This is a genomic window from Hallerella sp. (genome assembly GCF_022776125.1).
Lineage (GTDB): Bacteria > Fibrobacterota > Fibrobacteria > Fibrobacterales > Fibrobacteraceae > Hallerella > Hallerella succinigenes.
Genome location: NZ_JALFIA010000085.1, coordinates 1 through 24,981, shown reverse-complemented (window position 1 = coordinate 24,981; position 24,981 = coordinate 1). Strand labels below are relative to the sequence as shown.

At 49.5% G+C, this 24,981-nt stretch carries 22 protein-coding genes; 16 read left to right on the top strand and 6 right to left on the bottom strand.

Annotated features, from left to right (window positions below):
• From MR847_RS10255 to MR847_RS10240, 4 genes are all read left to right on the top strand, one after another.
• The coding region (locus MR847_RS10255; RefSeq protein ID WP_287723690.1) for a fibrobacter succinogenes major paralogous domain-containing protein at positions 1-598 on the top strand (598 nt) is incomplete at its 5' end.
• 170 nt (positions 599-768) lie between these two features.
• Complete coding sequence (locus MR847_RS10250; RefSeq protein WP_100426055.1) at positions 769-1,701, top strand: UDP-glucuronic acid decarboxylase family protein; 933 nt, start codon at positions 769-771, stop codon at positions 1,699-1,701.
• Positions 1,702-1,753: 52 nt separating this feature from the next.
• Positions 1,754-2,740: a flotillin-like protein FloA gene (gene floA, locus MR847_RS10245; RefSeq protein WP_100426056.1), complete on the top strand. Its 987-nt coding sequence runs from the start codon at positions 1,754-1,756 to the stop codon at positions 2,738-2,740.
• Positions 2,741-2,761: 21 nt separating this feature from the next.
• Complete coding sequence (locus tag MR847_RS10240) at positions 2,762-3,454, top strand: hypothetical protein (RefSeq protein ID WP_287723689.1); 693 nt, start codon at positions 2,762-2,764, stop codon at positions 3,452-3,454.
• Here the strand turns inward: MR847_RS10240 and MR847_RS10235 are convergent.
• The gene (locus MR847_RS10235; RefSeq protein ID WP_100426840.1) at positions 3,432-3,620 is read right to left on the bottom strand and encodes a PspC domain-containing protein; all 189 of its coding nucleotides are present in this window, start codon (positions 3,618-3,620) and stop codon (positions 3,432-3,434) included. The genes MR847_RS10240 and MR847_RS10235 overlap by 23 nt on opposite strands.
• Positions 3,621-3,734: 114 nt before the next feature.
• Here MR847_RS10235 and MR847_RS10230 point away from each other — a divergent pair, with 114 nt between their 5' ends.
• Positions 3,735-4,946 carry a lamin tail domain-containing protein gene (locus MR847_RS10230; RefSeq protein WP_287723688.1) on the top strand — a complete coding sequence of 404 codons (1,212 nt, stop codon included), beginning with the start codon at positions 3,735-3,737 and terminating at the stop codon, positions 4,944-4,946.
• A 13-nt stretch (positions 4,947-4,959) separates the two neighbouring features.
• Here the strand turns inward: MR847_RS10230 and MR847_RS10225 are convergent, their stop codons facing one another.
• From MR847_RS10225 to der, 4 genes are read right to left on the bottom strand one after another with little or no spacing between them, the layout of a single operon-like run.
• Positions 4,960-5,430 (bottom strand): hypothetical protein, encoded by a 471-nt coding sequence (locus MR847_RS10225; RefSeq protein WP_287723687.1) that lies wholly within the window; start codon positions 5,428-5,430, stop codon positions 4,960-4,962.
• A gap of 34 nt (positions 5,431-5,464) precedes the next feature.
• Positions 5,465-6,475 carry an NAD(P)H-dependent glycerol-3-phosphate dehydrogenase gene (locus MR847_RS10220; protein ID WP_106519120.1) on the bottom strand — a complete coding sequence of 337 codons (1,011 nt, stop codon included), beginning with the start codon at positions 6,473-6,475 and terminating at the stop codon, positions 5,465-5,467.
• A 50-nt stretch (positions 6,476-6,525) separates the two neighbouring features.
• Positions 6,526-7,188, bottom strand: a complete 663-nt coding sequence (gene plsY / locus MR847_RS10215) for a glycerol-3-phosphate 1-O-acyltransferase PlsY (protein WP_277001106.1) — start codon at positions 7,186-7,188, stop codon at positions 6,526-6,528.
• A complete protein-coding gene (gene der, locus MR847_RS10210; RefSeq protein ID WP_106519119.1) occupies positions 7,103-8,533 on the bottom strand; it encodes a ribosome biogenesis GTPase Der in 1,431 nt (476 codons plus the stop codon). The genes plsY and der overlap by 86 nt, the downstream gene beginning before the upstream one ends.
• A gap of 133 nt (positions 8,534-8,666) precedes the next feature.
• On the opposite strand from der, the gene MR847_RS10205 reads away from it, so the two are divergent.
• The 3 genes from MR847_RS10205 (at position 8,667) to MR847_RS10195 (ending at position 14,218) form a co-directional block, all read left to right on the top strand.
• On the top strand, positions 8,667-11,090 hold the full coding sequence (locus MR847_RS10205) for a M6 family metalloprotease domain-containing protein (RefSeq protein ID WP_287723686.1): 2,424 nt from the start codon (positions 8,667-8,669) through the stop codon (positions 11,088-11,090).
• A 91-nt stretch (positions 11,091-11,181) separates the two neighbouring features.
• Positions 11,182-13,830, top strand: a complete 2,649-nt coding sequence (gene alaS / locus MR847_RS10200; protein ID WP_287723685.1) for an alanine--tRNA ligase — start codon at positions 11,182-11,184, stop codon at positions 13,828-13,830.
• 16 nt (positions 13,831-13,846) lie between these two features.
• Entirely contained in the window at positions 13,847-14,218 is a 372-nt protein-coding gene (locus tag MR847_RS10195) for a RidA family protein (RefSeq protein WP_100426064.1), read from the top strand.
• A gap of 63 nt (positions 14,219-14,281) precedes the next feature.
• Here MR847_RS10195 and MR847_RS10190 read toward each other — a convergent pair whose 3' ends face one another.
• On the bottom strand, positions 14,282-15,094 hold the full coding sequence (locus MR847_RS10190; RefSeq protein ID WP_100426065.1) for a sigma-70 family RNA polymerase sigma factor: 813 nt from the start codon (positions 15,092-15,094) through the stop codon (positions 14,282-14,284).
• A gap of 311 nt (positions 15,095-15,405) precedes the next feature.
• Here MR847_RS10190 and MR847_RS10185 point away from each other — a divergent pair, with 311 nt between their 5' ends.
• The 8 genes from MR847_RS10185 (at position 15,406) to MR847_RS10150 (ending at position 24,831) form a co-directional block, all read left to right on the top strand.
• Positions 15,406-16,197 carry a class I SAM-dependent methyltransferase gene (locus MR847_RS10185; RefSeq protein WP_287723684.1) on the top strand — a complete coding sequence of 264 codons (792 nt, stop codon included), beginning with the start codon at positions 15,406-15,408 and terminating at the stop codon, positions 16,195-16,197.
• On the top strand, positions 16,197-17,285 hold the full coding sequence (locus MR847_RS10180; protein ID WP_287723683.1) for a glycosyltransferase family 4 protein: 1,089 nt from the start codon (positions 16,197-16,199) through the stop codon (positions 17,283-17,285). The genes MR847_RS10185 and MR847_RS10180 overlap by 1 nt, the downstream gene beginning before the upstream one ends.
• A complete protein-coding gene (locus tag MR847_RS10175) occupies positions 17,282-18,316 on the top strand; it encodes a lysylphosphatidylglycerol synthase transmembrane domain-containing protein (protein WP_100426067.1) in 1,035 nt (344 codons plus the stop codon). Before MR847_RS10180 ends, MR847_RS10175 begins: the two co-directional genes overlap by 4 nt.
• 106 nt (positions 18,317-18,422) lie before the next feature.
• Positions 18,423-20,600 carry a UvrD-helicase domain-containing protein gene (locus MR847_RS10170; RefSeq protein ID WP_287723682.1) on the top strand — a complete coding sequence of 726 codons (2,178 nt, stop codon included), beginning with the start codon at positions 18,423-18,425 and terminating at the stop codon, positions 20,598-20,600.
• Positions 20,601-20,948: 348 nt separating this feature from the next.
• On the top strand, positions 20,949-22,403 hold the full coding sequence (locus tag MR847_RS10165) for a DnaA ATPase domain-containing protein (protein WP_198514913.1): 1,455 nt from the start codon (positions 20,949-20,951) through the stop codon (positions 22,401-22,403).
• Positions 22,404-22,501: 98 nt separating this feature from the next.
• Positions 22,502-23,038 carry a pilus assembly FimT family protein gene (locus MR847_RS10160; RefSeq protein ID WP_287723681.1) on the top strand — a complete coding sequence of 179 codons (537 nt, stop codon included), beginning with the start codon at positions 22,502-22,504 and terminating at the stop codon, positions 23,036-23,038.
• A 12-nt stretch (positions 23,039-23,050) separates the two neighbouring features.
• Positions 23,051-23,524 carry a type IV pilus modification PilV family protein gene (locus MR847_RS10155; RefSeq protein WP_100426069.1) on the top strand — a complete coding sequence of 158 codons (474 nt, stop codon included), beginning with the start codon at positions 23,051-23,053 and terminating at the stop codon, positions 23,522-23,524.
• Positions 23,521-24,831: a PulJ/GspJ family protein gene (locus tag MR847_RS10150; protein WP_287723680.1), complete on the top strand. Its 1,311-nt coding sequence runs from the start codon at positions 23,521-23,523 to the stop codon at positions 24,829-24,831. The genes MR847_RS10155 and MR847_RS10150 overlap by 4 nt, the downstream gene beginning before the upstream one ends.
• Positions 24,832-24,981 lie beyond the last annotated feature (150 nt).

Genomic DNA, 24,981 nt, shown 5'->3' with positions numbered 1-24,981 from the left:
CAACACATACAAGACGGTGAAAATCGGCGAACAAGTGTGGATGGCAGAGAACCTGAATTATGCAGACAGCGTGAAGACCCCGAGTCTCAAGGAAAATAGCTGGTGTTACGGCAATGTCGCTGCAAATTGCGAAAAATACGGCCGCCTTTACACCTGGGCGGCGGCGATTGACTCGGTGAAACTTGCAACCGATGCGGACAATCCGCTGGATTGCGGTTACGGCAAGACGTGTGGACTTTCCGGCACGGTGCAGGGTATTTGTCCCAGCGGCTGGCATTTGCCCAGTAGAGATGAATGGGACACTCTGATCACAGCTGTGGGCGGCAGCTCGACAGCCGGTACCGCCCTCAAGTCCACCAGCGGCTGGTCAAGCGATGAAGGCCCGAGCGGCAACGGCACGGATGCTTTCGGTTTCTCGGCGTTGCCTGCCGGCAGCTTGCCCAGCTCTTTGCGCGTCGATGCGCACTTCTGGAGTTCTACGGAGTTCGATAGCTACTACGCGTACAGCATGTACTTGCTCGATGATTATGACTGCGCGGACCTGGAGGCAGGTGACAATAAGTTCTTCAGGTACTCTGTCCGTTGCCTCAAGGACTAGCAGTGAGGCGAGCGCAGCGCAGAAATGCTCGCATTTCTGCATTGCCGAGCCGAGCAGCGAGGGACTCCGGAGGAATCCCCTAAAAGGCAGATATCGACGTATCTCGTCTAAAGAAAGGCGAGATACGTTTTTATTTATATATATTCTTCAAAGACATTTCTGGAGTTTATATGCGTTGTTTAGTGACCGGCGGTGCTGGATTTTTAGGTTCGCATCTTTGTGAACGTTTGTTGGATGATGGTCATGAAGTGATCTGTCTCGACAATTACTTTACAGGCAGAATGAGCAATGTGGACCACTTGCGTGACAATCGCCGATTTGAACTTATTCGTCACGATGTGACCGAACCGATTCTGTTGGAAGTTGACCGCATTTTTAATTTGGCTTGCCCGGCAAGCCCGATCCATTACCAGTATAATCCGGTCAAGACAATCAAGACGAGCGTCATGGGCGCCATCAACATGCTCGGCATGGCAAAGCGCGTACATGCCCGTATTCTCCAGGCTTCGACAAGTGAAGTCTACGGCGACCCGGATGTGCATCCGCAGACCGAAGATTACTGGGGAAATGTGAACCCCATCGGTATTCGAAGCTGCTACGACGAAGGCAAACGCGTCGCAGAAACGCTCTTCATGGATTATCATCGTCAGAACCGTGTGGACATTCGCATCGTGCGAATCTTCAACACGTATGGCCCGCGCATGCTCGCCAATGACGGTCGCGTCGTCAGCAACTTTATCGTGCAGGCATTGAAGGGTGAAGACATTACCATTTACGGTTCGGGCGAACAGACCCGCAGCTTCTGTTACGTTTCGGATTTAATCGAAGCGATTGTTCGAATGATGGATCAGAACGATGCGATTGGACCTGTGAATATTGGAAACCCGCATGAATTTACGATGCTCGAACTTGCCCAGAAGGTGATTGACCTGACGGGAAGCAAAAGCAAAATCGTTTACCTGAGCCTTCCGGGCGATGACCCGAAGAAGCGTAAACCGGATATTTCCCGTGCAAAGAAAGTGCTTTCGAATTGGGAACCGGTCGTGCAGCTGGAGGAAGGCTTAAGAAAGACGATTTCCTATTTCGAATGGACTTTGAAATAGTTTTTGTTGTATATTGTTGATTAGAAATTTCTTTTAACCGTTCGAGGGTATTATGAGTATGATTGCCGCTATTGCGCTGTTCATTGCCGCAATTGTCGCTTTGGTCCTGTTGGCTTTCGTTGCCAATTTCTTTAGTCTTTGGCTCCAGGCTTTGTTCTCTAGGGCAAGCGTGAGCATGTTCCAGTTGATAGGAATGCGCTTACGCAAGGTTCCGCCAAAGGTAATTGTGGAATCTCGCATTTTAAGCTGCAAGGCAGGCATGCCGGTCGATACGAACCTCCTCGAAGCTCATTATATGTCGGGTGGTGACGTGATCCGCGTGGTTCAGGCTTTGATCGCGGCGAACAAGGCGAACATCAAGCTCGACTTTAAGCAGGCTGCGGCGATTGACCTTGCCGGTCGTAACGTTCTGGAAGCGGTTCAGATGTCGGTGAACCCGAAGGTGATTGAAACGCCGCGTGTGAGCGCTGTGGCTTTGGACGGTATTCAGCTGCATGCGGTGACCCGTATTACAGTGCGCGCAAGCATTCAGAAGCTCGTCGGCGGTGCTGGCGAAGAAACGGTGGTGGCTCGTGTAGGTGAAGGCATAGTGTCTTCGATCGGCGGTGCCGCAAGTCATAAGGATGTGCTTGAAAATCCGAACATGATTTCTCGCAAGGTTTTGGAATCGGGTCTGGATGCAGGAACCGCTTTTGAAATTCTATCGATCGATATTGCAGATGTGGATGTCGGTCAGAACATCGGTGCACGCCTTGAAACGGACCGTGCTGAAGCCGATAAGAAGATTGCCCAGGCGAAGGCGGAAGAACGTCGTGCCATGGCTTACGCTGCCGAACAGGAAATGAAGGCGAAGGTCATGGAAATGCGTGCGAAGCTCGTCGAAAGCGAAGCCCAGGTTCCGATGGCCATGTCGGACGCTCTTCGCAATGGACGCCTTGGCGTGATGGACTATTACAACATGAAGAACATCCAGGCCGATACGCAAATGCGTTCCCAGCTCGGCGGTGTTGATGCCCAGCCGAATCAGCCGAATGCCTAATTCAAACTCTTTGGAATTCTCATGGAAAATCTGGTTGGAATTTTGATTACCTTTGCGATTATCGCTTATTCTGCGCATCGCAAGGCGAAACAGCAACGGCAGAATCAGCTGCCGACTGAATCGTCGCGCAAAGCGTCTTGGGAATCAGAAGATACCGATGAAGAATGGGAAGAGGATTCCGAAGAGAATTTGGAAGAACCAGAAGAATTTTCTCCGCAAACGCCGGATCCCTTGCAGGATCTGATTCGCAAGTTCAAAGAAGAACAGGCGAAGGCGATGCGTGGGGAAGTTTCTTCGGCTCCGGTTCCTCAAAAGAAAATCATCGAAGCGGAACAGAAAACGCTTTCGAACGAGATTCCTTCCGGACATCGGGAATTTGAACACAGGGCGAAGCACTTTGAGTCGACTCCGACTCCGAAGGCGCCTGCACATTCCTATGCTCCGAAAAAGGATTTTACCCAGGTTCCTGCGCACGAATTTGTAGAGGCAGAACCTGTCTTTACCGCAAAACCGAAATTTGTGGTTTCGCAGGATCCGAGTGCAGACGTTTCTTTCCACGAGATTTCTTTGGAACAGAAGGCTTCAAAGCGTGCACCGAACCTTAATCTGAATATAAAAGAAGCCCGCAAGGGATTCTTGTGGGCGAAGGTTTTGGACGATCCGCGCTTTAAGCGCCGTTCACCGTATCCGTTTACTCTGGATCGTTGGGCATAACCGCCCAGCAAATCAAGTAAGCGAGCAATGCCGTTCCAAACGAAATGAGCGTTGCTAAAATCCAACCGATTCGAACAATCGTCGCGTCTATGCCGAAGTATTCTGCAATACCGCCGCATACGCCGACGATTTTTTTATTGCTTTCGGAAAGAGTCAGTTTCTTCATCGTGAAATCTCCCAGCATTCGGGTTAATAAATCTTTTCAAAAATAATGTAGAAATTTAGCGCCGAAAAGCGTCTAGTATATGGAGCTTCTCTCATTCAACCATAGGAGTCAAAAATGAGAGTTATCCATTTAAAGCGAATTTTCCCCATTGTTACGTTGTCGATGCTTTCGGCTTTTGAATTTTGGGGCTGCACCCAGGGCGAAAACCCGGAGGTTTCTTCGGGGGAACTTTCCTCGGTGCATTTGGATGTTGCTGCAAAAAGCGTTCCGCTCTCGGATAGTATCGTGGTGGACTTTGTTGGCCCGGATACAATTCACACGGTTCTTTCGGAGGGAGAAAAAACTTTGGATCAGAGGCTTGATCCGGGTGACTGGAATTTTTATGCCAAGCATTATGCAAATGGAATGCTCGTGCAACAGGGCGAAGTTTCGGCGAACCTCGTGGCGGGGGAAAATGTTTCCCTTTCCATTGCGATGCATGCGGTTGCGGGATTCTTTTACGTGCGCATCCCGCTCGGTCTTGAAAATTCGATGGGGATTTCTTCGGGAACGTTGCAGGTTCGTGGTGAAGATTTTTCCAAGGATTACGCTTTTTTGGTAGGGGAAATCGAAGCGACTGCGGCGACGGAGATGCTTATCCTAGGGAAAAAATATGAGGCGAAAATTTTACTCTTTTCGACGGAAGGGGATACTTTGTATGCAATCGATTCCCAGGTGACGATCGACGGAGAAAACTTTGTGCTCGATTGGCAGTTGAACTCGTTGCACGCGAACGTTTCTCTTTCGATTTCAAACGATTCTATTCGTACGTTAACGGCGGTTGCGCATTTGCCATCCAAGCTTCGGGCTCCGCAAAAGGGAGACTTGCTGGTTACGGAATTCATGACGGAAGGCAAGGAAGAATTCGTGGAGTATTACAATGCAAGTCTTGATACGTTGAATCTGGAAGGCTGTTCCCTTTGGGCAACGAGCAACTCCTCGCTCAAGCAGATGACCGATTCCGCTTTTGCGGCAAAGATCGCTCCGGACGCTTATCTGGTCTTTGGAAAGGATTCTCTGGAAGGCCGTGATGTAACGGTTCCGCTTGCGATGCCTGGAACTAAAGGATCGATTGTTTTCCGCTGTGCTTCGGGAACGGTAGATTCTCTCTTTTATGCGAGCGCTAAAAATGTGGCAAGCGATTCGCTTGCCGTTGTAGAGTTCCCGATTGATTCCAAGATGAGTGTGCAGTTGCCGCTTTTCAATTACAAGACGCGCGCCGAGGGAAGTTCTTGGTGCAATGGGGAATTCTCATTGCATGCGGCGGCAAATTGTGAAGGAATTTAGGACGGTTTGACGTTTACCGTTTGCGCCTTGGCGGTGGAGGTTCTGGGTAGTCATCCGGGCGACCGCGGTGACGCTTTCTGTAGTAAACTGGGGGCGGGGGAGCCGTGTTAACGTGAATGCTCCATTCCGCTCGCGGGTAAGGTCCACAGGCTGTGTTCCCTGCACTGCAAAGGTTGCACAGGGCTTGTGGACTGCAAACGGAAAGGCGCGGATCTCCGTAGAGGTCTGCGAAATCGCTGAAGCGGCTTTCATAGCAGGCGCGGCAAGCACGCTCCCATGTTCCGAACGAGCATAAATCGTATGCGGAAATATTGCAGGTGCATTCGCTGCCGTAACAGGTCGAGCAACGGTAAATCCCGTTGAAGTCGTAATAGCACCATCTTTCTGAATAGACGGTTTTGGCGGAGTCATCGCGAATCGTGACGCAGGACGACAAAAAAAGCGCCCACAAAAGGATTAGACTTTTGATGAGCGCTTTTTTCATGCGAACTTGACTTGTGAATGTTTTACAATGGGAATTAATACTCCGCTTCCGGCTTCAGATCGCGGTTCATCAATTCCTGGATGACTTCAGCCGGCTTCTTGTCGTTGAAGAGTACTTCATAGACCGCATTGACGATCGGAAGTTCCACGTGAACAGAATCCGCGAGAGCCTTGGCGCTCTTGCAGGTCGGAACGCCTTCGGCGATCATCTTCATGTGACTCATCACCTGGGAAAGGGTTTCTCCCTTGCCGATGCATTCGCCCACATAGCGGTTCCGGCTGTGCTGGGAAAGGCAGGTCACGATCAGGTCGCCCATGCCCGCGAGGCCCGCAAAGGTGCTCGGGTTTGCGCCGAGAGCGCGACCGAGGCGGCAGATTTCTGCCTGACCGCGGGTAATGAGAGCTGCACGGGTGTTGTCGCCAGCACCGATGCCGTACAGGATGCCGCTTGCAATCGCGATGACGTTCTTCACAGAGCCGCAGAGTTCCGTACCGATCTGGTCGGTAGAAGTGTAAATGCGGATGTAGTCGTTGCTGAAAATTTTCTGCACCTGCTTTGCCGATTCTTCGTTCGGGCACGCGGCGATAATCGCCGTGTAAACGCGGCGGGAAACTTCTTCTGCGTGGGTCGGACCGCTCAGAGTCACCACGTGATCGCTGTCAAGCCAAGGAACGTTTTCGAGGATGACTTCGCTCATGCGCTGGTCGGTACCTTCGAGAATGCCCTTCGTGGCACAGACGACGGTCGGAATCTTGCCCTGTGGATTCCACTTGGCAAAGGTCTTGCAGACGTTGCCCATCACCTGGGACGGGACGACGATTAAAACGAGTTCAGCCCCTTCGAGAGCTTTGTTCATGTCGGTCGTGTAAGTAAACGAATCCGGAAAAATAACGCCGGGAAGCTTGTCCTTGTACTGGTGTTCCGTAGAAAGCAGATCCACTTCTGCCTGTGAGAAAGTCCAGAAAGAAACCTTGTGTCCATTGTCATTCAAAACTTGGCCGAGGGTAAGTCCCCATCCGCCGGTGCCGAGTACTGTAACGTTCATAGTTCTAGTTAGCCTTTATATTGATACAATTTTGTTTCCTAATAAGGAAATTACACTTTTTTCTTCTTTTTGCCAAAGCCGTTTTCAGTTCCGTTCATCAAACGCTTGATATTTGCCTTGTGTTTGTAAATGACGAACACGGCGACGATCCAAGCGATGGTGAGGATGCCTTCGTTAATGTGGTCATGCGGATAGATATTCGGGGCGACATAACCAAAGGTGGCAAGGCCTGTCAACGTGATGCAGGCGAAGATGCTGCCCACGGAGACATACTTTGTTATGAAGGTCAAGAGGCACCAGACGGCAAATGCGCCAAGAGCGGTGACCGGAGCGAGGGCAAGGAAAACACCGAAAGCGGTCAAAACGCCTTTACCGCCGCGGAAGCCCGCAAAGCAAGTAAAGCTGTGGCCGAGAATCGCGAGCAAACCGCAGACAAGCGGAAGCCAGAAGTAATCCGGACCGCCCGAAGCCTTGGAAGCTTCGTTCATCCATAAAGCGATCGTCGGAGCGAAGAAACCCTTCAAAAGATCCACGAGAACAACAGGCAGAGCCGGCTTGACGCCGAGGACGCGGATTGTGTTCGTGAGACCGGAATTCTTCGAACCGTAATTGCGGATGTCGTAGTCTTTACCGTTGACGATCTTTGCGACCCATACGGCGGTTGGAATTGACCCGAGGAGATATGCTATCGGAAGCGAGAGTAAACTGTTCAAGGTCTTCGTCCTTTCTAAGAATGAGTTTGGTATCGAAGTTTAAACGGAGCGGTGCGCCATTTAAATGGAACGCTTCGAAGAAGGTCTTCAGAAGATAACGCTTGTAAGATTCGTCGACGGCGTCCGGGTTCTTGGTTTCGATGTCGATGACCGGAGGTTCGACCATGATTTGGCAGGCTCGGGTGAGCTTGACCAAGCGTCCCTGGTGAGCCGGATGCGGATTCTTTTGGCAGGCTTCTGCGAAGACTTCTGCAATGCGTTCACGGCCGATGACTCGGCGACAGTTCGCATAGACGGTCTTGATTTCCTGCAGAATGCGGTGCACGCGCAAACCTTCCTTGGCGCTGATCGAGAGGATTGGGGTGAATTCGAACAACGGTTCGCGTTCACGCATCGCCTTCACCATGTGGTCAAAGGATTTTTCTGTCTTGTCCGGGAGAATGTCCCATTTGTTCAAGAGAATGATCAGTCCTTTGCCCGCTTGACGGATGCTCTGGATGATGCGGAAGTCCTGTTCTGATATGCCGAGAGTTGCGTCGATCATGAGAATGGAAAGATCCGAGCGGCGGATGCTTTCTTCGGTACGCATGTTGCTGAAGATTTCGACTTCGTCTTCGACTTTCGCCTTTTTGCGAAGGCCTGCGGTATCGGTCACGACGAACTTTTCACCATCGACGGTGAAGGTGCAGTCGATCGAGTCGCGGGTCGTGCCCGGAATGTCGGAAACCACGACGCGTTCTTCGCCCATAAGACGGTTGAGGAGCGTAGACTTGCCCGCATTCGGACGTCCGAGGATCGCAAAGCGGATAGGACGCTTTTCTTCCTTGTCGGACTGACCCTTTTTGGGGAGAAGCGAAATGACTTCATCCAAGAGCGAAAGACAGGCGTAGCCGGTGAGCGCACTGATGGTGCGGGGTTGGCCCATGCCGAGCGAGAAAAATTCCCAGCTTTCGGCGCGGTCTTCCGGGACTTCGCTCTTGTTTGCAATCAAAAGGCATTGTTTGTCGAGCTTGCGGATCATTCTTGCGAACTGATCGTCGAGCTTGGTGATGCCGACACGAGCGTCAACCATGAACAGCACGAGGTCTGCTTCTTGGATTGCTGTGAAAATCTGGTCGCGCACATTGGCGGCGAGGACGTCAATCGTGTCATCCGGAAGGAATCCGCCAGTGTCGACGACGGTGAATTCACGGCCCTTGTAAGTTGCCGTTTGATAATGACGGTCGCGGGTCACGCCTTCACGGTCAGAAACGACAGCAGCTCTGCGTCCGAGGATGCGATTGAAAAGAGAGGACTTGCCCACGTTCGGGCGTCCTACGATACATACGATAGGTAATTTAGCCACGGTATAAATATAGTTATATGATTTGTAAAAAAATCGTTGATTAAACACCGTTTACACGAATAGTGGCCAGAAGTGAGAACGAATTGATATTTTTGAGCTTAGTTTACAGAGACAAGGCTGTAGGAGGCTTAAGATGAAATGGAACTTGAAAAAGTACTTTTTGCTTGCAAACGCGTCGCTATTTTCTGCTGGCCTTTGGGCGTTTCCTGCAAATCCGACTCCCTACTCGATAGATAACGCGGGCGATTCGCTCACCCTTCGGAACGGAGGCGATGAACATTATCGTTATACGCAAACCGTAGATGGTTATCTTGTCATTTCCGATTCCGACGGCGTCTATTACTATGTGGATGAAGAGGGGGAGGCCAGTTCTGTCAAAGCGAAGAATGCAGATCTGCGAGATGCTTCCGACAAGTCTTTTTTGCAAAAACTCGATAAGTCCAAAGTGCGAAAGTCGCATCAAAAGAAAAATCCGAATAAGCTTGAACGCCCCGACCAAAATGGGGAAGAAAAGAAATCGGATTGGGTGCCGTCTGCGGAAAATACAATTCCTTTGCTTCGGCTTCCGAGTGCAAATTCCCATGCGACGGGTACCAACCGTTTCCCGGTCTTGTTGGTGGCGTCTCCAAGTGCCTCCAATGCGGATTCCGCAAAATATTGGAATCAGCTGAATCAAGTCGGCTATACGGAGAATAACCATTTGGGCTCTGTCAAGGATTATTTCAGAGATCAGTCCAATGGAATTTTTGTTCCGACCTTTGACATCTATCTGGTTTCCGTTTCGGATTCTCTTTCAAGCTATACCAATTCGGTTCATACATTAATCGAAGAAGCGATAGCAACCCTGAAGGTCAACTATCCGAATTTTGATCCGAGCTTGTATGATTCGGATGGGGATGGCGATATCGATGCAACTGTGGTTCTTTATGCGGGGACGGAATCCGCGGCCAATAATTTAGGGGGCTATCAGTACGAATTGCAGTGGGATGGGGGGAAAATCAGTGCAGGAAGTTCAAAAAACTTCAATTCGTATTTTATCATCAGCCAGATGTCTAGCGCGACGAAACTTTTGCCGATCGCAACTTTTGTGCATGAATTCAGCCATACGATGGGTTTGAAAGATCATTACTGCGTCGCTGCTTCGGATTGCTATGACGATTTTTCTAACAATGCTTATCAGGCTCCGGGGGCGCATGCTTGGGATGTGATGTCGACAGGGATGTACAATAACGGTGGCGGTAAACCGGTCGGTTACAGTGCATTTGAAAAGGAATTTATGGGCTGGATGTCTTATACGACTCTGAGTTCCTCTTCCGGAGTAACGGTTCTCGAAAGCTTGAATTCTTCGAATCAGGCGTACAAGGTTCCGGTAAGCGGGAAAGCCGATGAATGGTACGTGATCGAAAACCGCCAGCAGAGCGGATGGGATGCATCTCTCCCGAATCATGGCCTTTTGATTTGGCATATTGATTACGATCAGACCGCTTGGAATCAAGATGTTTTGAATGATGTGGTCAGCCATCAGAGAATTGATGTCGTCGAAGCGGGAAATTTAAAAGTGACGGGGTATGACGATGGTTTTGACTTTACCCACTTGGTCGATGACGTTTTTCCTGGCTCTCAAAATGTGAATTCTTTTACGACGATGAATTCCTGGGCTGGAGTGAACCTGGGAGTGAATTTGTACAACATTTTGGAAGAGGATGAAAAGATTTGCTTTGCAACGCAGGACGGAATTTCGGTGGAAACTTGTGTCGTGGAAAGTTCGAGTTCGAGCGAAACGGATGTTTCGAGTTCTAGCGTGGAACTTTCGAGTTCGAGCGAAATGGATGTTTCGAGTTCTAGCGTGGAACTATTGACGGAATCGTTTACCTATGCTGTCACGTTGCAAAAGGATTCCCTGTATACGTCGGTGTCTGTAGATGTGAACGAAGCTTTGGAATCGCTCGGGGTTGTCGGTTCTGCAAGCTCCCTCTTTGCTTCGGGAGATCTTCTCTATTATGCAGTGGAATCCGATGGCTCGCTTAATCCGACATCGACCGCATCGGCTTCTGGTCATTGCTTCGATGCTTCCGGAAATGTTTGCAATTGGGATTCGGAAGGATCCGTCGCTCGGGTTTTCTCGGAACTGGATCTTTCGGAAGGGGTTGCAAAAATCGCCCAGTTTCCTTTCAAAACGGAAATCGGAGAATCTTACACGATTAGGCAGGCTCTTGTTTATGGACAAAAACGAGTCGATCTTGAATTTAAAATTACGATTGTATCGGATTCTTCGGACGCGCCATCTGAAAATTCTTCAGCGATCGATTTGTTAAATCCGCAAAATGCGGTTTCTTCGCTCCAAGTTCATGGGAATCTTCTTCAGGCGAATACTTCGCTTGTGGGCAAAAAGGATTTAACCGTGTATGATCTTTCGGGAAAGATCCTTTACCGGGATTCGTTCTATGGATTTTCGAAGACGCTTGAACTGGAAAATCTTTTGGTGAAGGGCGTTTGCTTGGTCAGGCTTTCTCAAAACGGGCGGATTTTGTCGTTAAAGCGCATGGCGGTGCATTAACCCTGTTTTTCGATCAACCAGAAAGGGCCGGATTTTTTTTCCGGTCCTTTTTTTGTTAACTTTGCCGCCGGATAAATCCAAAGGTAAACTTATGGCAGAAACGATGACTTCCGCGCAGGTGCGCGAATCCTTTATCAAGTTTTTCGAATCCAAAGGACACTTGTTTGTCCGCAGCTCGCCGGTTGTTCCGCATGACGACCCGACGCTGATGTTCACCAACGCCGGCATGAACCAGTTCAAGGCGATTTTCCTCGGAGATAATCCGAAGGGTTGGAAGCGTGTTTGCAACAGTCAGAAGTGCCTTCGCGTTTCGGGCAAGCACAATGACTTGGATGTGGTCGGTCGCGATAATTATCACCACACTTTCTTTGAAATGCTCGGCAACTGGTCCTTTGGCGACTATTACAAGAAAGAAGCGATTGCTTGGGCTTGGGAACTTTTGACCGAAGTCTGGAAGCTCCCGAAGGAACGTCTCTTTGCAACCGTGTACGAAGACGACGACGAAGCTTGGCAAATCTGGAAGGACGTTTCGGGTCTTCCGGATGATCGCATTATGCGCTTCGGCGCTCATTCGAACTTCTGGGAAATGGGTGACACCGGCCCTTGCGGTCCTTGCTCCGAAATTCACTATGACCGTGGTGACATCGCCACGCAGGCGGAAACGTTCAAGGACCCGATCAAAGGTGTGAACGGTGAAAATGACCGTTATATCGAAATCTGGAACAACGTGTTCATGCAGTATGAACGCCTGTCCGACGGATCCCTCGTTCCGCTCAAGGCGAAGAACGTGGATACCGGCATGGGCTTTGAACGTATTTGCGCCATTTTGCAAGGCAAAACCAGCAACTACGATACGGACGTGTTCACTCCGATTATCAGCAAGGTCGCTGAACTTTCCGGCGTCCCGTACAATGACGGTGTTGAAGGTACTCCGCACCGCGTGATCGCGGACCACCTCCGCGCACTTTCTTTTGCCATCGCTGACGGTGCACTTCCGTCGAATGAAGGCCGTGGCTATGTGCTTCGCCGCATTCTCCGCCGCGCAAGCCGTTTTGCGCGTCTCCTTGGACAGAAGGAAGCCTTTATTTATAAGCTTGTCCAGGTCCTCGCCGATACGATGGGAGACGCCTTCCCGGAAATCCGCGAACGCAAGGATTTTGTGGCAAATGTCATCAAGAGCGAAGAAGAAAGCTTTATTCGCACTCTCGATGCAGGCCTTGAACGCTTCGAAACCATTTCCGCTGACTTGAAGAAGGGCGAAAAAATTCCGGGTGACAAGGTCTTCCTCCTTTACGATACCTATGGATTCCCGCCAGACCTCACCGGAATTCTCGCCGAAGAAAAGGGTCTTTTGATCGATGAAGAAGGCTACGAAAAGTGCATGCAGGAACAGAAGGACCGCGCACGTGCCAACATGAAGAAGGGCATCAACACGATGGGCTCTGAAGGTTGGACGGAATACGCTGTGGGTTCGACGCAGTTCGTCGGTTACGAAGCGGACACCGCGAAAGTCAAGGTTCTCCGTTTCCGTGAAGATAAGGGTATTCTTTCGATCGTCCTCGACACGACTCCGTTCTATGCAGAAATGGGCGGTCAGGTCGGCGACAAGGGCCTTCTCCAGGCAGAAGGCTTGGACATCGCCATTTTCGACACGATTCGCGTGAACGATACGATTGTGCACCGCGGTAAGGTGACCAAGGGCGAAGCGAACAAGGACACGATGTCCGTGGAATTTGTCGCCAAGGTTGATATGCGTCTCCGCGACGATATCCGTGCAAACCACTCCGCAACGCATTTGCTCCAGGCGGCCCTCCGTCAGGTCTTGGGCTCGCACGTTGCCCAGCAGGGTAGCCGTGTGGAACCGGGATTTCTCCGCTTTGACTTTAGCCATTTCCAGGCGATGACCAAGGAAGAAATCCAGCAGGTCGAAGACATTGTGAACGACAAGATCCGTGCAACGCTTCCGGTGAACACCGACGTGATGGACGTGGACGCAGCGAAGGCAAGCGGTGCTATGGCTCTCTTCGGCGAAAAGTACGGCGAAGAAGTTCGTGTGGTCAAGATGGGTGCCTGCGGCGAAGAATTCTCGAAGGAACTTTGCGGCGGTCTCCATGTGAAGAATACGGGTGCCATCGGTATGTTCAAGATCGTTTCGGAAGCGAGCGTGAGCTCGGGCGTGCGCCGTATCGAAGCTCTTACGGGCCGTGGCGCAATGGCTCTCTTCCGCCTGGAAGACTCCGTTCTCACCGTTTTACGTGACAAGCTCCGCGCCAAGAACGATGCGATTGTCGAACGCTTTGAACTCACTCTTGAAAACGCTCGCAAGCTCGAAAAGGAACTCGCTGACGCAAAGCTCGAAATCGCGGCTTCCGCCGCTGCAGAACTTTTGAAGAATCCGGAACAGGTCGGTGAAGCGAAGCTCTATATCCGCGACACGAAGGCTCCGGATGACGGCTTCAAGACGCTCCTAGACGGCATTGCCCAAAAGATTGCAGACGACGAAGTCGTCGTGCTCGGCAATGTCTGTGGCAAGGCGGGCAGCATCGCTGTTCTCGTCGGCAAGGCTCTTCAGAAGAAGGGCGTTAAGGCAGGAGACTTGGTGAAGGAACTCGCCGCCTATGCAAACGGCCGTGGCGGTGGACGTCCGGACCGTGCACAGGCCGGTACCCGTGAAGTGGAAAAGGTTTCTGGTGCCATCCAGCACGCAACCGAAATCGTGAAAACGAAGCTCGGTGTATAACCCAAGGGAAAAATCCATGAAGGTCATTCATACAGCAGAAGCTCCGGCGGCAATCGGCCCGTATTCGCAGGCGATTGTGTCCGGGAACTTCATCTTTACTTCGGGCCAGATTCCTATCAATCCGGCTTCGGGTAACGTAGAAGGATCGACGATCGAAGAACAGGCCGAACAGGCTTGCAAGAACGTCGAAGCGATTCTCAAGGCGGCAGGTTCCGACATCTCGAAAGTGGTGAAGACAACTTGCTTCCTCAAGAACCTTGGCGATTTTAACGCGTTCAACGCGGTTTACGAAAAACATTTCGTAAGCAAGCCGGCGCGTAGTTGCTTCGAAGTCTCTGGACTTCCGAAGGGTTCCCTTGTTGAAATCGAAACGGTGGCAGAACTCTAATCGGAGTTTTTAAAACTAAAAAAGCCCGTCTGTTTGACGGGCTTTTTAAAATTGAAAATAGAATTACTTGTTGATGGCCGCGAGGAACGCGTCCTTCTTTTCTTGCAAGAATTCACGGCTGTTGTACTTGCGAATACGGCGAAGAGCCTGGTCGCGCAACTGACGAACACGTTCGTGAGAAATGTTCATCGATTCGCCGACTTCACGCAAGGTCTGCGGAGCTTCCTGGTTAATGCCGAAGATGCCTTCGATTACCTTCGCTTCACGTTCTGGAAGCTGTTCCATGAGTTCCTTGGAAAGATTTTCCACGCTCTGAATTTCCGAATCGGATTCCGGGTTCGAAGCACTGCCGTCGGCGAGAACTTCTGCGTAGGTAGCCTTGGAATCTGCCTTGAGCGGGCTGTCGAACGAAACGCCGCGCTGACCGATCTGGATCAATTCACGAATGTCTTCGCTGATCTCCTTACCGCGGGACTGTTCGTGCAAAGCTTTACGCACGCGCAAGTGCTGGTTTGCCGGAAGACGTATCAGGTTGCCCTGTTCGTTGATGGCGCGTGTAATGTAAGCCTTAATCCACCATACGCCGTAACTGATGAACTTTAAACCACGGGTGTGTTCAAAACTTTCGATAGCACGAACGAGGCCCATAGCGCCTTCGCTCACAAGATCCGGAAGAGGAATCGGACAGCCGCGGTACTGGATCGCGACTTTCAAAACGAATCGCATGTTAGCAGAAATCAATTTCTGACGAGCGATTTTGTCACCTTCTTTCGCTTTTTGGAACAGGATCTGTTCTTCTTCACGAGTCAGCGGAGCTGTCTTACGGATGTCGTCCAAGTAGCGTTTCAGAGTGACGTCTGTTGAATCAATATGCATTTATTGTCCTTTTTCCTATAATATCGTTTTTTTCTAGAGCAAGGAGCGTGCCAAGAGTGTAAAATTTCAAGAGCATAATTTTCGAATCGTTGTTTTTTAAAAAATTAAGGCATGATTGAAATATTTGTGTGTTTTTTGCAAGATTAAGAAAACATTTTTGCGTGTTGTTAATCCATGTTTCAACAGTAATGTAGTAAATTTAAAATGACTAGTAAAATCAAAATGTCATAAAATAATGACATTCAAGAGAGCACCTTCTTTTGGAGCCTTTTTTTTCGGTTTTTTGCGCAAAATCCTATATTTCCGAAGCTATGTCTATTAAAGAACCTGATCAATCTGTTTGGGACCGTTTCTGGGCTCGTAAGCAGGACCTTTCCAAGGTGTATCCTGCGTCCCCGGCGATCCGTAAGACGATTCATAAATATTTCCCCAATGTACAGGGATTGAAAATCCTTGAAGTCGGACCTGGTACGGGTCGAGACAGTGCGGAACTTGCAAGGCAAGGCGCGGACGTTTACGTTCTCGATTTTTCGGCAGAAAGCTTGAAGACTGTCGAAAATTTGCGCATCCGTGAACGTCTCGAAGGAAATCTGCACTGTGTCCGTGGCGATGCTTTCCATTCGCCGTTCCCGGATAACACTTTCGATTTGATTTTCCATCAGGGTCTCGCAGAACACTTTGTGAATCCGAATCCGCTGATTCAGGAAAATTTCCGCATCATCAAGGAAGGCGGTTATATTCTTTGTGACGTGCCGCAGACCTTCCACATCTACACGGTGATCAAGCACGTCTTGATTGCGATGGGAAAATGGTTTGCCGGTTGGGAAACGCAGTTCTCGATCAAGGGTCTTCGCTCTTTGATCAAGCGTGCCGGTTTCCACATCACGTATGAATACGGTGATTGGATGCGACCGAACCTTTTTTATCGCATTCTGCGCGAAGCCTGTTTCAAAATCAATGTGGAACTGCCGAAGTATCCGCTGCACGGCACTCTGTATCAAAAGGCGAAGGATGCTTTCCTGGATGCCTTTGACCGTGTACCGCTTGCCCGTTATACGCAGCTTTCCATTGGTATTCTCGCACAGAAACCGAAGAAAAAGTAATGAAGCTTCTTGTTCTCCAACGCAGGGATTCTAAGCATCCGGATGCGGGTGACTTTGAATACTATTCCCAGCGCATCTTTGAGAACATCGCCTCGCAAGGAAACGAGGTTGTGATGCTCGTGTCGCCTATTCACGGAGCGCCTCCGCGGGAGGTGTTGAATGGTGTGACTGTGGTGCGTTCGGGGGAAAATCCAATTCCGCAGCTGAATAAAGAATTTCATTTTGACGTAGCTCTAGAAAATCTGGCCGGACGTCCGCTGAGAATTGAAAAGAAGACGGATCTGCCAACGGTCGTGTTGGTGCATCGGCTATGGCGTACGGCGATTTTTAGGCAGAGCATTTCGCTAGCTTCCTTGCTCACGTGGATTTGGGAAATCGCTTTGCCGAGCCTTTACACCAGGTCGTCTTTTATTTCCGTATCTCCAACGCTTGTGCAGGGCTTGATCGATTTGGGGATTTCCCGCAATCGCATTGCGCTTGTGTACTGTGGCTCGGATCTCATTCCTGAAGATTTACCTCCTGTTTCGCAAAAGGAACGCTTCTTTTTGTGGAGTTCTTCGCAGGGTCACGGCAATGGTTTGGTTGCGGCGTTGGATGCGTTTGAAGTCTTTAGCCGTCGCCATCCCGATGCGGGATTTTTGTTGCGCATGACTCTTTCCGGTTCAAAACTATCGCAGTTGCCGAACGAGATTCGACGCCGAGGCTTAGGCGACCGCGTTCTTGTGGAATCCAATGCGACTCGGGAACGCAAGGCCGATTTGATGCGCCGCGCGTTTTGCTTGTTGCAGACCGATTACCAGGAAGGCTGGGGCTTTTCGGTAATCTGTGCGGGTAAGTATGGAACGACTACGATCGCTCCGGATTTTTCGGGATACAAGGATTGTATCCGAGACGGCGTGACTGGCTTGTTGTATCCCAGGTCCAAGGGCGTGGAAGGCTGTTGTCAGCAGATGGAACGCCTTTATGAAGATGAAAAACTCCGTGAAAATTTGCAGGCCAATGCCAAGCGTTATGCCGATTGTTTCCACTGGAGTCGTACAGCGAATGAAATTTTAGCGGTCTTGCAAAAGACGATTGAGAATCCATGAACACTCGCGTGAAGTCTTTTTTGATTTTTTGTCTGAAACTTTTGGTAACGCTGGTTCCTTGTTACTTTGTGTACAGGGAAATTGTGACCGCTCCGGGCTGGGACACGGGTGACCTTTGGAATCTGTTTTCGATATCTTCGCTATTGCCGCTGTTTGTTGCCATGTTTTGCCTTGCCCTTTCCAATTTTACCGGTTGCCTGCAGTGGAAGCTGTTGCTGGATAAGCAAGAAGTTCACATGGGCTATTGGCACCTGGTGAAGCTTTATTTTGTCGGGCTTTTCTTTAACAACTTTATGCCGGGAAACGTGGGTGGAGACGTCAAAAAGGTCTACGACATCCGTATGCAGGGAAATCAGCGGACGGTGGGTGGTGGCTTGACCGCGACTTTTTTTGACCGTCTTTTTGGACTCTTCTTTTTGAACGTGCTCGCGCTCGCGGTCGGCTTGTTGTTCTTTATTCGCGATCCGAATCAGCGCTTGTTCCTGTTGCCTTCGCTGTGGGTGTTTCTCGGTTTTTGCGTTTTGTTTGCCGGACTTTTCAGCAAGCGGATCGGGCGTGTTCTCGCCTGGTTTTCAAATAAGATTTTTCCTGAGTCGGTACAGACCCGTATTTTGCATTTTCAGAAACGTTTTCAGCATTATCGCGATTGGAAAATGTGGGTACACATCGTTGTGCTTTCGGCTCTGACGCAGGGTCTGCGCGTGGTCGTACATTATTTTTGTGGAATTGCGATTGGTCTCGATATTGATGTCTCGTGGTACTTCTTCTTTATTCCGATGGTTTCGGTGATCAGTGCGCTTCCGATTTCGATTGGCGGTTTTGGCCCGCGTGAACTTTTGGCGCAGTCTCTCTTTGACCGTATCGGCGTGCCGGGCTTGCAGTCTGTGGTGGTGCAGCTCCTCGCTTACATGGTAAGCCTGGTGGTGAGCCTTGCCGGTGCTGTGTTCTTTATGACCGAAAAGAAAAAACAGGAGTCGTCCACGTTTTCCGAAGTGGAATCGTTGGATCATGTGAATTCCGAAAATCATTAAAAAACCTTTCTTTTTCTCTGTTTTGATTTTTCGAGCGTCTTCTTATGCAGAAGACGTTTTTTTGTTCACTAACGAGACGGATAAACCGTGAAAAGGGAGAATTCGCATGGCGACAAAAGAAGAAATGGAAACGGAAATTTTGAAGGGCTTGAACAGCGATCAAAAAAGGGCCGTTCTTTATGATCATCAAAAGGATGGACCTCTTTTGATTTTGGCGGCGGCAGGATCGGGCAAGACATCCGTTTTGACGAGGCGTATCCAGTGGCGCGTTCTGCAGGGCGTAAAACCGGAATCGATTCTCGCTCTGACATTTACCGCTAAGGCGGCTGCCGAAATGCGCGAACGTGTACAAAAGCTTTTTCCCGATGCGGATATTCGACTGAGCACTTTCCATTCGCTCGCTTATTCCATTTTACGAGAAAAGTTCAACGGGAAATTCGGCTGGGAACTCGCCGGATTTTTGAAGGCTCCAAAGCCTGGGGAAGGGGAAAGTGAACGGTTCGCCTGCGCCTTGGTCGATCATCGGATTTCGCCGGATGCAATTTCACGCGATGATCTTTTTAAGCCAAACCTTCCCGGTAATCTTTTAAAAAAACTCGAGGTCATTCGCCAAGGCGTTTTAAAAACAGGGAACATCGTCTTTGAAGATCTAATTTACCTCGCCACGGAACTACTTGAAAAAAAATCCGCCGTGCAAAAGGAAATCCGCAACCGCTTTAGGGAAGTTCTTGTTGATGAATATCAGGATATCAATCCTTCGCAGTATTTGCTTGTTCGAGCAATCCTCGGACAGAACGAAAACCTTTTTGCCGTGGGCGATGACGACCAGGCTATCTACGGGTTTCGCGGCGCAGATATTGGGAACGTTTTTCGCTTCTGCAAGGACTTTCCCCATTCCAAACTGTTGCGCCTCGAATGGAATTACCGCTCCGTTCCCAAGGTGCTGTATTTGGCGAACAATATCTTTGAAGATAAACCGTTGCTTCTTCGCAAAACGCTGCGAGCGGGGAACAGCTCAAAGAAACCGATCTTTTTGGAAAATCGCGCTCCGGAATTTTGGGTCAGTGAAGATCCGCAAACGGAGCTTTTGCGCATCGTTTCTAAAATCAAGGAACTCCGTGAAGCGTATGATCTCGAATTTAAGAACTTTGCCATTCTGGTGCGTTATAATCGACAGCGCCTGTATTACGAAGAGGCGCTTCAAAATTTTCGCATTCCCGTTTACCGTGAAGAGGATTCGGAATCTCCCGAAGTTCCCGGTGTGCATGTAGAAACGGTCCACGGTTCCAAAGGTTTACAGTATACGGTCGTCTTTTATGCGGGGCTATCTGAACGCTTGACTCCGGGCGAATGCGAAGGTTCGCGAAAACAGAAAAAAATGCAATTAGAAGAAGAAAAACGTCTCTTTTACGTCGGCGTCACCCGTGCAGAGGCGGTGCTGATTTTGCTATATTGTAAAAAACGTTTTTGGAAGGGCCGTCTTTCTGAATTTAAACCTTCCCGGTTTTTACGCTATTTAGAAAGACCGCTCTCGGAGAAATCACATATGCCACTGATCCTTTTTAAGATCCGCGTCATCATTTTGGTTTTGGGATATATGATGGTCGTGATGCCGCCGTTCCTGTTCCGCTGTGTATTCATGCGGAAGTCGGTGCCGGCATGGGTAGAATACCGCGTACAGACGTTTACGAAGTACTGCTTTAAGGTGCTCCGTGTTCACATCGACATTGAAAATCAGTCGGCGCTTTCCCGTGTCGATTGGAACCGTCCGGTTTTTGTGGTGGGCAATCACCAGTCCTATTTCGATATTCCGATCGTCTTTTTGACGCTCGGACGTTCGATTGGCTTTTTTGCAAAGAAGGAACTGACCTATATCCCGTTCCTGAATTTTTGGATGAAGGCTTTGCACTGCGTGATCGTGGACCGTAAGGATTCCCGTGCATGCGTTGCCATCAAGGACCGCCTCGAATCTTCGAAGGAAACGGTGCGAGCCTTTATCTTCCCGGAAGGAACGCGTAGCAAGGATGGAACCGTTAAACCGTTCAAGAGCGGGGCTTTCCGCCTCGCAACGGATTTGAACGCCATCATTCTCCCAATCTACATCGAAGGTTCCCGCACGACATGGGAAACCCGCAAAAGTTCGGACACGGTCGTCGTCCGCTCCACGGTCATGGAACCGATCGACATCAAAAAACTTTCTGCGGAAAAGCCGATCAATCCGAAAACGGAACTGGTTCCGATGGTTTACGAAAAGTACAAGCAGATCTCTGAACGTACTTTGTAATGCCCCAAAGAAGCGGATGTATTCCTCGCAATAACATTCCAACCTCCTACTCCTGAATCTCTCAGCAATAGGCTCTAAAATCTGGCAAGGGATTCTTCCGAAAATATCGGTGGATAAATTGTGACCTTAATTGGGGATATTTTAGGGTTGTATTGCAGACTTAAAAGATGATATTTTGAACAAAAACTGAAATGTTTGAAATTGGCTAAATTTCGGCGATTTTTAAGATTTTTTGAAAAAAAGTCCCCAAGTTGCAAGTTTTTGTTAAATTACGAAACCGTAAAAAATGGGTATGTAAAACCTTTACCGTTTTCTTTTGGTTGAATGTTGATAGATAATGTAATTCGGTTGGCAGATGCCTCACAGGGCCTGTGGGATTCTGTCCTTTCTTCTTTGCGGAGCTCGCTTTCGGCGAACTCTTACGATATGTGGTTCGGCAAGAAGAACTTGACCTTGGATTGCATTGAAAACGGCTGTGCAAAGCTCATCGCTGCAAACGAACTTGTCGCCTCTTGGATCAACGGTCAGTTTAGAAGCGCCCTTTTAGAAGCGTTTAAGCAGGCAGACCCGGAAATCAACGATTATTTGATTTCTGTTTCTGCAAGCAGCAAGGCGTCCCAGGTGATGATCATGTCCACGGACGCCGCAAGCGAAGCCGCTGTGGAAAAGCCTGTTGTCCGTAAACCGCTGATCAGCCGTGAAGAAAAGACTCTCCTTGCGGAAAACGCTAAGACTCTCGCTTTGTTCTATTCGAACTATTCCTTCGACACCTTTGTGGAAGGCGACTCGAACCGCATTGCTCTTGCCATGTGCCGCACGATCGCCGAAAATCCGATGGAATGTTCTATGAATCCGTTCTTCCTTTTCGGAGGCCCGGGCGTCGGCAAAACGCATTTGTTGCAGTCGATTGGCCGCTATGCGATCATGTACAGCACGGCTTCACGCGTTGTCTTCCGCACGGCAGAACAGTTCTTGAAAGATTTCATGCTCACTCAGGACATGAGCGTTTCCCGTGCAGAACGTGCGGACGCGCTTGCGAAATTGCGCAGTACTTACGAAGATCCGCAACTTTTGCTGATCGACGATATTCAGGTAATCGCTGGCATTGGACACGGAGCGACAGAAAAGGCTCTGTTCCAGGTCCTGCAGAAACGTGTGGCAGCAAAGCGCCAGACCGTATTCTGCGCAGACCGCCGCCCGACCGAAATTCCGAACCTTTACGATGGATTTACGCATTTTGACGGCAACAGCATTGCCGTGGATGTTCCGGATTTTTTAACCCGTTTGAACATTCTTCGCAAAAAGGCGAATGCTTTGCAGATTCCGGTAGAAGAACGCGACCGTATTTTCCGCTGGGTGGCTCAGCATCAGCGTGGCAATGTGCGTGAAATCGAAGGGGTCGTGACCAAGCTTTTTGCTTACCACGATCTTCTCGGAGTCAATTTGACTCTCGATACCTTCAAGGAACTTTGTGAATCTTGCAATGTGATTGATCCGGCAAATGTGGCCGACAAGCCGATTCCGACGATCTCTTCGATCAAGGAAATGGTGGCGAATGCCTACCACGTTTCCGTGGAATCTTTGCGAGCCAATACCCGAGTAAAATCGGTTTCGGTTCCGCGTAAGGTGGCGATGTACTTCTGCCGTGAGCTGACCAAGGAATCCTTGTTAAGCATTGGTTTCCAGTTCGGACGTGATTATACGACGGTAATCGCCAGCATCAAGGCCGTCGAACGTGATATGCGTCACGATCCGGAGTTTGCTTCGAATATTGAAAATTTGAGAGCATCCTTCGCCATTTAATGTGGCAAAAAAAATTGCATCGCTATTTTGCCCCGTTTTGGGCAGCCCTTTGTATTGTTTTGTTTACGCGATTGCCGTAAATTGTATAGATTTATAATGTGGAAAAGAGTATTCTGACAAAGAAGGGTTTTACCCTCATTGAAGTGTTGGTCGTCGTTGCCATCATTGGCATCTTATCTGCGGCCGGTTATTCGAATTTGCGCCAGGCGATTGCCAACAATCGCGTGAAAGACGCTGCTTTTAATGTGGCCGCTTTTGCAGAAACGGTAGCGAACAAGGCAAAACAGATCAGTGATACGGTCTGTGTCAAGGCGGATAACAATGTGCTTGTGGCTTATAAATCTGCCTGTACGGAAACGGGTACGGCGACGGAGCTCGATCGGCTGGAAATGCCGACCGGTGTGAATCTGGTAGCGATGACGGAATCTTCGTTTGATGGAAGCAACTGGCTGACAAATGGCACGGGTGCGCAATTTGTGCCTCGTTTTGGAATTTCTGCCGCTCCGTATGAAGGTTATTTCTTGGTGCGGTATTTGGAAACGGATTTGTTCGGTGCAGCCGTTAAGGTGGAAACCCGGAACAGCTTCGTTTCAAAAATCAGTTACGATGGAAGAGAATCTTGGGCGGATCTGTAAGGAGCTGGTGGAATGGTGTGGTCTCGTGAAAAAATAGCCAAGGTGGCCAAGAAGGGCTTCGGGATTATTGAAGTCCTGATTGCGATTGCTGTGCTTGGCTTTTTGTATGTGGCGCTGAACCATTTGCAGACGGGAAACCGGGATACGCTTCTCCGTATTCGCGGCCGTGATGGCGCGATAGAGGTCGCGCAACAGGTGGTGGATTCTTTGAGCAGTCTCGGCATTTCAAGTTTGACTTCGGGTTCGACGATTACGATTGATACGATCACCCGCACTTGGAAGGGGAAACCCGGCAGTAACCAGTATGAGATGCAGGTGAAATATTCGACAAAGGTTGAGGTCGGTCCGGACTCTTTTTTTACCCGCAGGGATACGACCGCTTACGATACGACTTCGCATGTATATGCCAAGCGTTTAGAAGTGACCGTCTCTTGGAAGTATAAGAATACCGTCCCATTCATCAGCATTTCGAGGATTATTCAATGAAGAAGAGTGGCTTTACATTGATGGAACTCGTGGTGTATATGGCGATGATCGGCATCGTCGTATTGGTGGCAGGTCAGGCTTTTTCGGACAGCACCAAGTTCCGCGTGAGAACGCAGAATATGCTGCGCGCTTCGGAAGAAGCGGAAAACGTGGCAAATCTCTTTAAGGATGACGTGGCGCAGATGGGGGCGAAGGCTTCCCTGGAATACAAGGCTTCTTCGGAAACGGACTCTTTCTACATGGCAAATCTGTCGAGCATTTATATGAATCCGACAGCTGTGAGTCCGGATTCTTCGTCTTTCAGGATTGGTTCGGCTTCGACGAATGAGAATACGGATACATTGACGCTTCGCCGTATGCGTTTTGATAACAATGGCCATTATGTTTCGATTGAGGAAATCGAGTGGTTTGTGGTAGACAGTACGCTTTACAGAACCTGTAAGGTGATTGAACAACGGGCGGGTGTAAGTTTTGAAGATAAAGACCCATGTTCGAATACATCGAACCCGACTCCGGTGCAGATTGCGTCAAACGTGGCTCAGTTCTATGTGGAACCGGCAAAGCCTGGAGTTTCTGGCTTGGAAACGACTCAGCTTTTGCCCTCTACGGATACTTCGGTGCACAATTTCCGTTTGATTTCCCGCGGTGGCACGGAATACTGGAAAAGCGTGACGACATCTGCGCCTTCGCTTTCGGTATCGGTTTCGGGATTCAGTTCCAATTATAATTTTGACCAGGCGAAGGTCGACGAATCGGGTAAAATCGCAAGTCAGGTTTTTGTGGGACTTCCGAATGAAGTGGCTGGAAATTGGCAGGATCTTTGCCAGCAGGTAACGCTCGAACCGAATGTGGGTTATGAAATATCATTTGAAATGCCGTTCTCGGAAGATGCTTCCCGCATGTTTGTTCCGGGCCGCGATCACATGGCTGTCGGCTTCCGCTACGCGGCGACAGGCGACCGTCCTGCAGTTTTGAAGGATTTCCTTTTTTATCCTCCTGTTTCTACCAAGGCGATAGGATCTCGTAAAATGCAATTCAGTGTTCCTGAAAGACTTTCGAATTTGTGCATGGCCTTTACCTTTGCAAGTTATTCGCCGATGGCTGCGGCAGGATCTGTTTTCATTAGCAATCTGAAACTTGATAAGATCGCTTCTTCCAATTATGAATTTGTAAACTATATGCCTTCGAATAATAAAGATAAACAGAATGTGAAGGCGTTCCGTTTGCATTTGACGATTAACCGCAGAGGTGAAACGGGACATACGATGCTTGTTATCCCGACACCGAGCAATGGACCACGGAGCTAATGCGGAGGTTGATTATGCAGAATAGCAAGAAAGGCGTTTCGTTAGTTGTCGTTTTGCTTTTTATGCTCGTTGCGACCATCGCTGCGACGGCGACTTATCGTTGGTTAACGGCTCAAAGTAAAGCCTCTGCTTCGCGAATGGTTCAGAGTG

What these genes read in the sequence shown, in the direction of transcription:
- MR847_RS10240 (WP_287723689.1), top strand. Translation starts at nt 2,762, where the DNA reads ATGGAAAATCTGGTTGGAATTTTGATTACCTTTGCGATTATCGCTTAT.
- MR847_RS10235 (WP_100426840.1), bottom strand. Translation starts at nt 3,620, where the DNA reads ATGAAGAAACTGACTCTTTCCGAAAGCAATAAAAAAATCGTCGGCGTA.
- alaS (WP_287723685.1), top strand. Translation starts at nt 11,182, where the DNA reads ATGGCAGAAACGATGACTTCCGCGCAGGTGCGCGAATCCTTTATCAAG.
- MR847_RS10230 (WP_287723688.1), top strand. Translation starts at nt 3,735, where the DNA reads ATGAGAGTTATCCATTTAAAGCGAATTTTCCCCATTGTTACGTTGTCG.
- MR847_RS10250 (WP_100426055.1), top strand. Translation starts at nt 769, where the DNA reads ATGCGTTGTTTAGTGACCGGCGGTGCTGGATTTTTAGGTTCGCATCTT.
- MR847_RS10220 (WP_106519120.1), bottom strand. Translation starts at nt 6,475, where the DNA reads ATGAACGTTACAGTACTCGGCACCGGCGGATGGGGACTTACCCTCGGC.
- MR847_RS10205 (WP_287723686.1), top strand. Translation starts at nt 8,667, where the DNA reads ATGAAATGGAACTTGAAAAAGTACTTTTTGCTTGCAAACGCGTCGCTA.
- MR847_RS10155 (WP_100426069.1), top strand. Translation starts at nt 23,051, where the DNA reads ATGGTGTGGTCTCGTGAAAAAATAGCCAAGGTGGCCAAGAAGGGCTTC.
- MR847_RS10150 (WP_287723680.1), top strand. Translation starts at nt 23,521, where the DNA reads ATGAAGAAGAGTGGCTTTACATTGATGGAACTCGTGGTGTATATGGCG.
- MR847_RS10185 (WP_287723684.1), top strand. Translation starts at nt 15,406, where the DNA reads ATGTCTATTAAAGAACCTGATCAATCTGTTTGGGACCGTTTCTGGGCT.
- floA (WP_100426056.1), top strand. Translation starts at nt 1,754, where the DNA reads ATGAGTATGATTGCCGCTATTGCGCTGTTCATTGCCGCAATTGTCGCT.
- MR847_RS10180 (WP_287723683.1), top strand. Translation starts at nt 16,197, where the DNA reads ATGAAGCTTCTTGTTCTCCAACGCAGGGATTCTAAGCATCCGGATGCG.
- MR847_RS10170 (WP_287723682.1), top strand. Translation starts at nt 18,423, where the DNA reads ATGGCGACAAAAGAAGAAATGGAAACGGAAATTTTGAAGGGCTTGAAC.
- MR847_RS10225 (WP_287723687.1), bottom strand. Translation starts at nt 5,430, where the DNA reads ATGAAAAAAGCGCTCATCAAAAGTCTAATCCTTTTGTGGGCGCTTTTT.
- MR847_RS10190 (WP_100426065.1), bottom strand. Translation starts at nt 15,094, where the DNA reads ATGCATATTGATTCAACAGACGTCACTCTGAAACGCTACTTGGACGAC.
- MR847_RS10195 (WP_100426064.1), top strand. Translation starts at nt 13,847, where the DNA reads ATGAAGGTCATTCATACAGCAGAAGCTCCGGCGGCAATCGGCCCGTAT.
- MR847_RS10175 (WP_100426067.1), top strand. Translation starts at nt 17,282, where the DNA reads ATGAACACTCGCGTGAAGTCTTTTTTGATTTTTTGTCTGAAACTTTTG.